Raw genomic sequence first — 9,218 nt, 5'->3', positions numbered from 1 at the left:
CGCGGCCGCGGTGACGTTCGCGTTGGCCGCCAGCTCCGCGGGCGGCGCGAAGCGACGCTCCTCCTTGAGCAGGTTGGCCAGGCTCTCGTTGCTCAACGCGCACTCCTCATCGAGTCTCAATACTGCGGGGAACCCCGTGCGGAGGGATTGTCCCGTGTGTCCCAGCGCACAGCTCACCAGGCGAACCGGCATGTTGACAAGAGGCGCCCGTTAATTGGTGTAGACCTTTGACCGGCGCGTGACCAGGGGGTGGACACAGGGTGCGGGGGATTCCGGGCGGGGTGAGGAGGCTCCGGGCCTCCGGCCTGCGGTGGGCGGTTCCGGGGGCGGCGGCCGCAGGCGGGGACACATCGGCGCAGGCTCTGTCAGATGGCGGCGGCACCGGATGGGGTGAGCCTGCGGAAGGCATTGACGGCTCGTCAGGCCGGTACTCCACTGTCAGAGCGGACGGGGCCCGGCCGGCACTGGGTCGGCCGCTCCCCACCGTGGCAGGGGGACAGCCATGCCCACCGCACCGGTCCCGCCGACCGAACCCTCATCTCCCCTCTCCAAGCCGTCATCCGACGCTCCTTCCGGCGCTCCTTCCGAGGTGTCTTCCGAATCGGTGACCGTTGGACCCGGGCCGGCTCCCGGGTCTGCCGCGGCCGTCGAAGTGCGGCCGCTCCCGGGCGACTTCGCGGTGGTCCGGATGGGTGGCCGGGGCGGCCGCGCGATCCGGATCGGACAGTGGCTCAACGGCGACGGTTTCGCCGACTTCGAGCACGCCTTCGTCTACGTGGGGAACGAGGAGCTGGTCGAGGCCCAGCCGGGCGGGGCCGAACTGCGCCCCCTCTCGGTCTACACCGACGGCCGCCCGGTCCGATGGTCCACCGGTCGCTTCCCGCTGACGGACCACCAGCGCAGGGCGATCGTCGCCGCTGCTCTCGGGTACGTCGGCACCCCGTACAGCGTGGCCGACTACTTCGCCCTGGCCGCGCACCGCTTCCACCTGCCGGTCGGCCCGCTGCTCAGGGCCTACGTGGCGGACAGCCGCCACATGATCTGCTCCCAACTGGTCGACCAGTGCTACCAGGACGCCGGCGTCCACCTCTTCTCCGACGGTCGCTGGCCCGGGTACGTGACTCCGGCGGACCTGGCCAACCTCCTGGCCTAGGGGTTTCGCCGGATGCTCGAGGCCTGTCGGTGCCTCCCTCGCCCCGGGTCGTGCCGGGGCGAGGGTGGAGCGGCGCCGGGCAGCGGTTCGAGGCCGGGCCGGCTTGCCGGGAGCGGGCCGCTCAGGCCGCGAGCGACCGGGGCGCGAGCTCCTCGGTGGACGGGTGCTCGACGATCACATGGCGCCGGGAGTCCGACGGGTCGTCAGCGCCGGGCTGTCGCTCGGAGACCGGGACGAAGCGACCGATCGCCGGATCGAGCACGTAGGCCTGGGCGTCGGCGAAGTCGAAGTACATCCCGACCAGGCGGAGGCTGCCCTCGGCCACCCTCCGCTCCACCGAAGGATGGGCGAGCAGCTGGTCCAACTGCTGGACCACGTTGGTGATGCAGAGCTGTTCCGCCTCGTCGCTGACCGGCCGGTGGGCGAACTCTGCGGGCACCCGGCGCAGCCGGGCCAGTGAGCCGCGGCCGTTTCGCAGCCAGCGGGCGAGCGGGGTGGGCGGTCCGGTCTGCTCGTGCACGCCGTCCAGCAGGGCCTTCATCGCCCCGCAGCCCGAGTGCCCGCAGATGGTGATGGAGCGGACCTCCAGCACCTCGACCGCGTACTGCACGGCGGCGGCCACCGAGTCGTCGGCAGCACCGGGCTCGTAGGGGGCGGGCACCAGGTTCCCCACGTTCCGCACGGTGAAGAGGTCGCCCGGGCCGCTGCTGGTGATCATGCTGGTGACCAGCCGGGAGTCGGCGCAGGTGAGGAAGAGCTGCGAGGGGGTCTGGCCCTCACGGGCCAGCCGGGCCAGCTCGGGGCGGACCAGCGGGGCGGTGTGCTGCTGGAAGCCGCGCACGCCCTCCAGCAGGCGCCCGTGAGGATCGTCCTCGGCCTGCTCGATGCAGTGGTGGCCGACCCACGGGGTCCAGGCGCGGCAACGGTGCGGGCCGGGGGAGCTGCCGGAGCGCACGGTGCCGTCGGGGTCGAGCACGTCGTCCTCGTGGGGCTCCGTCAGCATCGAGACCCGCCCGCCGCCGGCCTGGTGACCCGCCCGCCAGGTGTGCATCTCCTCGTAGGCGGCGTGGTCGAGGAAGGAGCCGTCGTGGCGGACCGTCACGGCGGTGCCGGGCGGGATCTCGGCCAGTGTCCGGCTGAGCCGGGGCACCACGGCGAAGGTCAGCGGGCCGTGGGTGCGGATGGTGTAGGAGCCGTCGGGCTCGGCCAGCACGTCCACGTGCGCCCTGGTCAGCCGGTGCAGGGCGAGCACGCCCGCCACCGCGCAGCCGACCAGCACGCCCAGCGGAACGCCGATCACCACCACGCCGAGCACGGTGACTAGGTAGACCGGGAACTCCCGGTGCCGGTGCACCCGCCGGATGTGCGCGAAGCTGACCATCTGGAGGCCGACCACCAGGACGAGCGCGGCGAGTGCCGCCAGCGGGATGTGCCGGAAGCCCGTGGCCAGGGTCAGCGCGGCGATCAGGACCCATACGCCGTGCAGCACGGAGGACCACCGACTGGTCGCCCCGGCGCGGATGTTGGCGGTGGAGCGGACCGCGCCGCCGGCTACCGGGAGGCCGCCGAGCAGGCCGGAGACCACGTTGGCGATGCCCTGGCCGCGCAGCTCGCGGTCGAGGTCGATCGGACCGGGGGCCATCCGGCCGACCGCGACGGCGGAGAGCAGCGACTCCACCCCGGCCACGACCGTCATGGTGAGGGCGGCGGCGAGCAGCGTCGGCCAGTGCTGTTCCAGCAGCGAGAGGGAGGGCAGGGCCGCGATGCCGTGCTGCTCCCAGGTGGGGAGCTCGACCTTGGCCAGGGTCAGACCGAGGACCGCGGACAGACCGGTGGCGGCGCCGACCGCGACCAGGGCGGCGGGGATCCTGGTGGCCTGGGCGCCGATCCGCCCGGCCCGTCCCGGGAGGCGGCTCAACCGGGGCCAGCCGAAGAGCAGGACGATCGCCAGCGCGCCGACGGCGAGGGCGGGCAGGTGGGCGGCGGAGAGCTGACCGGGGAGCGCGATCAGGTTGGCCAGGGCGGCGCTCTGCGGGGATCCGCCCAGCACCACGTGGAGTTGGGCGATGGCGATCGTCAGGCCGACGCCGGCGAGCATGCCGTGCACGATGGCGGGGGAGACGGCGAGTGCCGCCCGGGCCACCTTGATGGAACCCAGCAGCAGCTGGAGCAGGCCGGCGACGACCACGACCGCACAGGTCAGCGACCAGCCGAACTGGGTGATCAGCCCGGCCACGACCACGGTCAGCGCGGCGGACGGACCGGTCACCTGCAGCGGCACTCCGCCGAGCGCGCCGGCGACCAGGCCGCCGACGGCGGCGGCCACCAGGCCGGCGGTGAGCGGAGCGCCGGTGGCCAGGGCGATGCCGAGGGAGAACGGAACGGCGATCAGGAAGACCACGACGGAGGCCGGGAGGTCCCGCAGGAGGGAGGCTCGCGGGGCAGGGGCCCCGGCGGGGGGCGGCGCGTGGTCGGTGGTGTCGGAGGCGATGGGAGCGGAGGAGATGTCGAGGGTCATGGTTGCCCGTCTTTCCGGGGGAACGAACGCAGTCAGGTCCGGGGTGGTGCTCGGGGGATCGGATCGGCTGTCGTGGGTCGCGACGGTGTGGCGGGGATGGTGGTGTCCACCCTTGAACTATCAAGACTCGGTAAACCGAGAGTAATGAGAGCTTTGCACAGCGTAAAATCGAGTGGTAGATCCGAGCGTTGGATTCACTCGAATGGGGAGTAGTCGAACCAGTCGGGAATATGGGAGAGTTCGCGCCCGAGATCGCTGCCGGGAGCGCTGACGGCGCCGCAGCCGGGGGCGTGCCCGGCTGCAGAGCAGACGAGGGCGGCCCCTGTGGGGCCGCCCTCGTGCGTGCGACTGCTGGTCCGACGGTGCGTCAGACGCCTGCGGCATCCAGCCGGCCGGCCCGCGCCGGGCCGAGCGTGAAGCCGCGGTCCACCTGGGTGGCCAGGTCGACGCCGGTCTTGGCGTTGCCCCAGCTCTCCGCGTTCCGCAGGTGGAAGTGGACGGCCTGCTCGGTGTACCGCTGGGGGTCGCGGGCGTCGAACGCCCCGTCGGCCTGCTCGCGCAGCACCTCCAGCACGGCGCGGTTGGCGGGCTCCAGTTCGCGCAGCGCGGGCTCCGTGCCCTGCTCCAGGCGGCGCACCCAGTCCGACTGTCCGAAGCTGGCCAGCAGGTCGTCGCCGACCTCGCGACGGAGGAAGGCCAGGTCGTCCGGGCTCTGCACCTTGTTGCCCACCACCCGGAGCGCCACCCCGAAGTCCCGCGCGTACTCCTTGTACTGGCGGTAGACGGAGACGCCCTTCCGGGTGGGCTCGGCGATCAGGAAGGTCAGGTCGAAGCGGGTGAACAGGCCGGAGGCGAAGGAGTCCGAGCCGGCGGTCATGTCCGTCACCACGTACTCGTCCGGGCCGTCCTGCAGGTGGTTCAGCAGGAGCTCGACCGCGCCGACCTTGGAGTGGTAGCAGGCCACGCCGAGGTCCTCCTCGGCGAACGCGCCGGTGGCCAGCAGGCGGACCGAGCCCTCGTCCAGGGCCACCGGCCGCGCGCAGGCGGCGTAGACCGGGTTCTCCTCCACGATCCGCAGCAGTCGGGAGCCCCGGCCCGGCGGAGTGGTCTTGATCATCTCCTCCGCGGAGCGGATCAGCGGGTTCTCCCCGCGCAGGTACTCCTTGATCTCGGGCAGGTGCGCGCCGAGCGAGGGGAGCGCGGCGGCCTGAGCGTCCGTCAGGCCGAGGGCCGGACCGAGGTGTTGGTTGATGTCGGCGTCGACGGCGATCACCGGGCGTCCCGCCGCGGCGAGGTGGCGGATGAACAGTGCGGACAGCGTGGTCTTGCCGCTTCCGCCCTTGCCCACGAAGGCGATCTTCATCTTGGGACTCCGGCTCTCGGGCTGACTCTCGGGCTGGCTGGGGGCCGGATCTCTGGGTCGGCCCTTCTTGGTAACCGTTATCGTCACCGATAGGCGCCATGCTAGCGAGGCCGCAGGGGCGGGGGAGGGCTGGTCGTGCGGATTGCCTCGAACGGGTGATGGCGGGGTTGCTGTGGAGTCCTGGGGGGTGGGTTCATTACCCTCGGGTAGGTGACCACTGGAACTGATCCCCTCGCCCCGCTGGCCGTCCTCCCCGGAGTCCCCGAGGCCGTCGCGGAGGTGCGCAAGGCCGCGGACCGGCTCTACGGGCACCGCGCGATGCGCCGCCGGGCCGCCGAGGTGACCTCGGAGTCGGCCCTGCGCGGGGCCCGGGCCTCGGCGGCGCTGGACGGAGCGGACTGGCCGCTGGAGGAGGTCCGCCGCCGGAGCGACTTCGGGGCCGACGAGCAGGCCCGCGTGGTGGGTGGTGCCCTGCGGGTCTCCGCCGAGGCCGGACAGCTGCTCAGCGTCTGGCGGCACTCGCCGCTCCAGGTGCTCGCCCGCCTCCATCTGCTCGCGACGGGTGAGGGCACCCCGGCGGACCGGGCCGGCCGTCCGCGCCGCGACGGCGAGGCGGCTGAGGAGCTCTTCCCGCTCGAGCTCAAGGCGGTGGAGGGAGCGGCGGTGGACGGCCCGCCCTTCAGCGGCCAGTTGCCGCCCGCGCCCCCCGCCGCAGAGGCGGCCGCCCGGCTGGACCAGCTGGCGCAGTTGCTCGTCGCCCGTGCGGACCGCACCCCCGGGTCGGGCGCGCCCGCGCTCGTGGTGGCCTCCGTGGTGCACGGCGAGCTGCTCGCCCTGCGGCCCTTCGCCTCCCACAACGGTGTCGTCGCGCGCGCCGCGCAGCGCATCGTGATGATCGCCGAAGGCCTGGACCCGAAGGCGATCTGCCCGGCCGAGGTGGGCCTGGCGGAACTGGGCACCGCGGCGTACCAGGAGGCTCTGTTGGGGTACTCGAGCGGCACCGCGGACGGCATGGCGGCGTGGATCGCCCACTGCGGCCGGGCGGCCCTGCTGGGCGTCCGGGAGAGCACCGCGGTCTGCGAGGCCATGCAGCGAGGGATGGTCTGACCGGGGCGGTGCATGTGCGCCCGGGTGATGCTGCCCGGAGCTGAACCGGTCTGACGGTGGCTCAGTCGACCGTGCCGGGAACGTAGTTGCGGCGGCGCCTGATGCTTCCGGGCGCCGCCGCTGGTACAGGTACCGGGTGACCAAGCATGCACCGTTTAGTGCCCATCAGGTGGGGATCTCCTGCCCGTTCACCTGGTGCGGCGGCCCGACAGCGGGTCGGCTGCATGTGGGTGCTCAGTTATCTGCACGCGGTCCGTGGGGCCTTGATGTGCGTTGTCGGTTTGACCTTCCTGGGTCCTGACCGGGTCTCGCGGGCCGTAAGTCATTTCTACCGCGATTCGGGGCAAAGGGGAACCCGAAACGGGGCCTTCTTTACCCTTTGTCCGTTTTGGTTGACTGTCCGGATCGGCTCAGGCCGTCGGGTGTCCGCCGCCCGGGCGGCGGCGCTTGGCCGCGTACCAGAGCAGTCCGGCGGTCAGGGCCGCGGTACCGAGGGCGACGGCCAGCAGGGCGGGGCGGCTCGGGGCGCCGAACTCCGGGAGGCGGCGGCGGAGTTCGACCGGCCGCTCGAAGCGGAGCACCGGCCAGTCGCGGGCCACGGCCTCCTTGCGCAGGGCCCGGTCCGGGTTCACCGCAGAGGGGTGGCCGACCGCCTCCAGCAGTGGCAGGTCGGTCGAGGAGTCGCTGTACGCGTAGGAGTTGGCCAGGTCGTAGCCCTCGCGGCCGGCCAGCTCGCGGATCGCCTCGGCCTTGGTCTCGGCGTAGGCGTAGTACTCGATCTCGCCGGTGTAGCGGCCTTCCTCGACCTGCAGCCTGGTTGCGATCACGTGGTCGGCGCCCAGCAGTTGGCCGATCGGCTCGACGACCTCGGAACCGGAACTGCTGACGATCACCACGTCGCGGCCCGCCTGGTGGTGCTGCTCGATCAGCGAGGCGGCCTCGTCGTAGATGATCGGGTCGATCATCCCGTGCAGGGTCTCGGCGACGATCTCGCGCACCTGCTGCACGTTCCAGCCCTTGGTGAGGGCCGAGAGGTACTCGCGCATCCGCTCCATCTGGTCGTGGTCGGCGCCGCCGGCCAGGAACAGGAACTGCGCGTAGGCGCTCTTGAGGACGGCGCGACGGTTGATCAGGCCGCCCTGGTAGAACGGTCGGCTGAACGCCAGGGCGCTGGACTTGGCGATGATCGTCTTGTCCAGGTCGAAGAACGCGGCCGTGCGCGTCGTTCCGAACGGACGGGCGGGCACCGCCGGAGCGGCGGATTCCGGGGCGCGGGCGTCGGCGCCCGGGGTCGGAGCGGGGGCGGAGTTCTCGCCGTGGTCGGCGGTGTCGGCGTTCTCGGTGGTGTCCACGGGATCAGAGGATAGATGGCCGGGTGAAACACCCCGCCATATGGCGTACTCGCGAGCGTGCGGGTTTGTGTTTCTGGGCCTTCGGGTACACCATGGAAGTCACGGATCGTTCGCGACCGTGCTAACCCGGTCCGGCTCCTCCCCCCCGAGTCGGACCGTGGATAGACGACCCCCGCTCTCCCCCCCGGCGGGGGTCGTCGCACGTCCGGGGCCATTTTGCGGGCCTGACGGGCCCTCGGGGGTGGTCGTGGGGGATCTTCGTCCGATGCTGGAGCGCCTGCTGACGGGCTGCTCGCCGACACGACTTCGTCACTCTGCGTGTTGATCCCGGGCTGCGGTTATGCCATGGCTAACCGGCCCCCATTGCCACTGTTCGAAAGCTTCCGGATCTTCTCCGTGACGTCGTCCGTGTCAATTCATTGCGCAATCACCCCCCGTGTGAGTGAACCCGCTTATCCACAGCCCCGAGTTGTCCACAGGCAATCGGGCGGGAACTGACGGGCCGTTCGTTCACCCGCACCGTGGAGTCCGGTCGGGTGCCGCCCGACCGGACCACGCCGGGGAGGCAGCCATGTCGACGCCCACCACCGAACGGCCGGCCCTGCCCGGGCCGTTGATCGTCACCGAGGACGAGACCCTCACGGAGCACCTGCTGAGGCTCTGCGCGGCAGCCGGCACCGACCCGCAGCTGTTCCCGGTGGCACCACCGCCCCGGAGCCTCTGGGAGAAGGCTCCGCTGGTCCTGGTCGGCGACGACCTCGCCGAGCGCTGCACCGGGCTGACCAGGCGGGCCGGGGTGCTGCTGCTGGGGCTGGACCTCGACGACTCCGACGTCTGGGTCCGCGCGGTCCAACTCGGAGCCGAACACGTCCTCTTCCTGCCCGACGCGCAGACCTGGCTGCTCGACCGGATCGCCGACGCGGCCGAGGGCGTCGGCACCCCGGCCCTCACCGTGGCGGTGCTCGGTGGCCGGGGCGGGGCCGGTGCCTCCACCCTGGCCTGCGCCCTCGCCGTCACGGCCGCCCGCTCCGGCCACCGCACCATGCTGATCGACGCCGACCCGCTGGGCGGCGGGTTGGACGTGCTGCTCGGGGGAGAGGAGGCCAGCGGCCTGCGCTGGCCCGATCTGGCCGGCTCCCGGGGCCGGGTCAGCGGCACCGAGCTGGCCAAGGCCCTGCCGGCCCTGCACCGCCTGACGGCCCTGTCCTGGGACCGCGGGGACGTCCTGACCGTTCCTCCGGAGGCCATGCGCAGCGTGCTGGCGGCCGCCCGGAGACGGGGAGGCCTGGTGGTGCTCGACCTGCCGCGCCACCTCGACCCGGCCGCCGGGCAGGCCCTCGAACAGTCCGACACCGGGCTGCTGGTGGTACCCGCCGAGCTGCGCGCGATGGCGGCGGCCGACCGGGTCGCGGCCGCCGTCCGGATGAGGCTCGACGACCTGCGCGCCGTGGTCCGGGTGCCTGGCCCGGCCGGGCTGACGGGGGCGGAGGTGGCCCGGGGGCTCCGGATGCGGCTGGCGGGCGAGTTGCCGCCCGAGCCGGGCCTGACGGTGGACGTCGAGCGGGGCTCGCCGCCCGGCATACGCGAGCGGGGCCCGCTGGCCCGGTTCTGCACACGTTTCCTGGCCGAGGCCATGCCGCCCGTCCAGGCACTCGAAGGAGGAGCACAGTGACGGATCGTCAGAGTGAGTCGCAGTGGCCCGGCGAGGCGGCTGCGGGGCGGAGC

Annotated in this window: 6 protein-coding genes; 3 read left to right on the top strand and 3 right to left on the bottom strand. The window is 72.6% G+C overall.

Annotated features, from left to right (window positions below):
* Positions 1-604: 604 nt before the first annotated feature.
* The gene (locus ACWCYY_RS31045; protein WP_345286923.1) at positions 605-1,153 is read left to right on the top strand and encodes a hypothetical protein; all 549 of its coding nucleotides are present in this window, start codon (positions 605-607) and stop codon (positions 1,151-1,153) included.
* Between the two features lie 121 nt (positions 1,154-1,274).
* Here the strand turns inward: ACWCYY_RS31045 and ACWCYY_RS31040 are convergent, their stop codons facing one another.
* Together ACWCYY_RS31040 and ACWCYY_RS31035 are read right to left on the bottom strand one after the other, a co-directional pair.
* Positions 1,275-3,671 carry a SulP family inorganic anion transporter gene (locus ACWCYY_RS31040; protein ID WP_345286921.1) on the bottom strand — a complete coding sequence of 799 codons (2,397 nt, stop codon included), beginning with the start codon at positions 3,669-3,671 and terminating at the stop codon, positions 1,275-1,277.
* Between the two features lie 367 nt (positions 3,672-4,038).
* A complete protein-coding gene (locus tag ACWCYY_RS31035) occupies positions 4,039-5,034 on the bottom strand; it encodes an ATP-binding protein (protein WP_449797910.1) in 996 nt (331 codons plus the stop codon).
* A gap of 210 nt (positions 5,035-5,244) precedes the next feature.
* Here ACWCYY_RS31035 and ACWCYY_RS31030 point away from each other — a divergent pair, with 210 nt between their 5' ends.
* Positions 5,245-6,141 (top strand): oxidoreductase, encoded by an 897-nt coding sequence (locus tag ACWCYY_RS31030; RefSeq protein ID WP_449797909.1) that lies wholly within the window; start codon positions 5,245-5,247, stop codon positions 6,139-6,141.
* A 410-nt stretch (positions 6,142-6,551) separates the two neighbouring features.
* On the opposite strand, the gene ACWCYY_RS31025 is transcribed toward ACWCYY_RS31030, so the two are convergent.
* Entirely contained in the window at positions 6,552-7,388 is an 837-nt protein-coding gene (locus ACWCYY_RS31025) for an HAD family hydrolase (RefSeq protein ID WP_449797912.1), read from the bottom strand.
* 676 nt (positions 7,389-8,064) lie between these two features.
* Here ACWCYY_RS31025 and ssd point away from each other — a divergent pair.
* Complete coding sequence (ssd, locus tag ACWCYY_RS31020; protein WP_345289607.1) at positions 8,065-9,165, top strand: septum site-determining protein Ssd; 1,101 nt, start codon at positions 8,065-8,067, stop codon at positions 9,163-9,165.
* The last annotated feature ends 53 nt before the right edge of the window (positions 9,166-9,218 follow it).

This window comes from Kitasatospora sp. NPDC001664, assembly GCF_053596675.1.
This window is presented reverse-complemented; position numbering and strand designations above follow the sequence as displayed.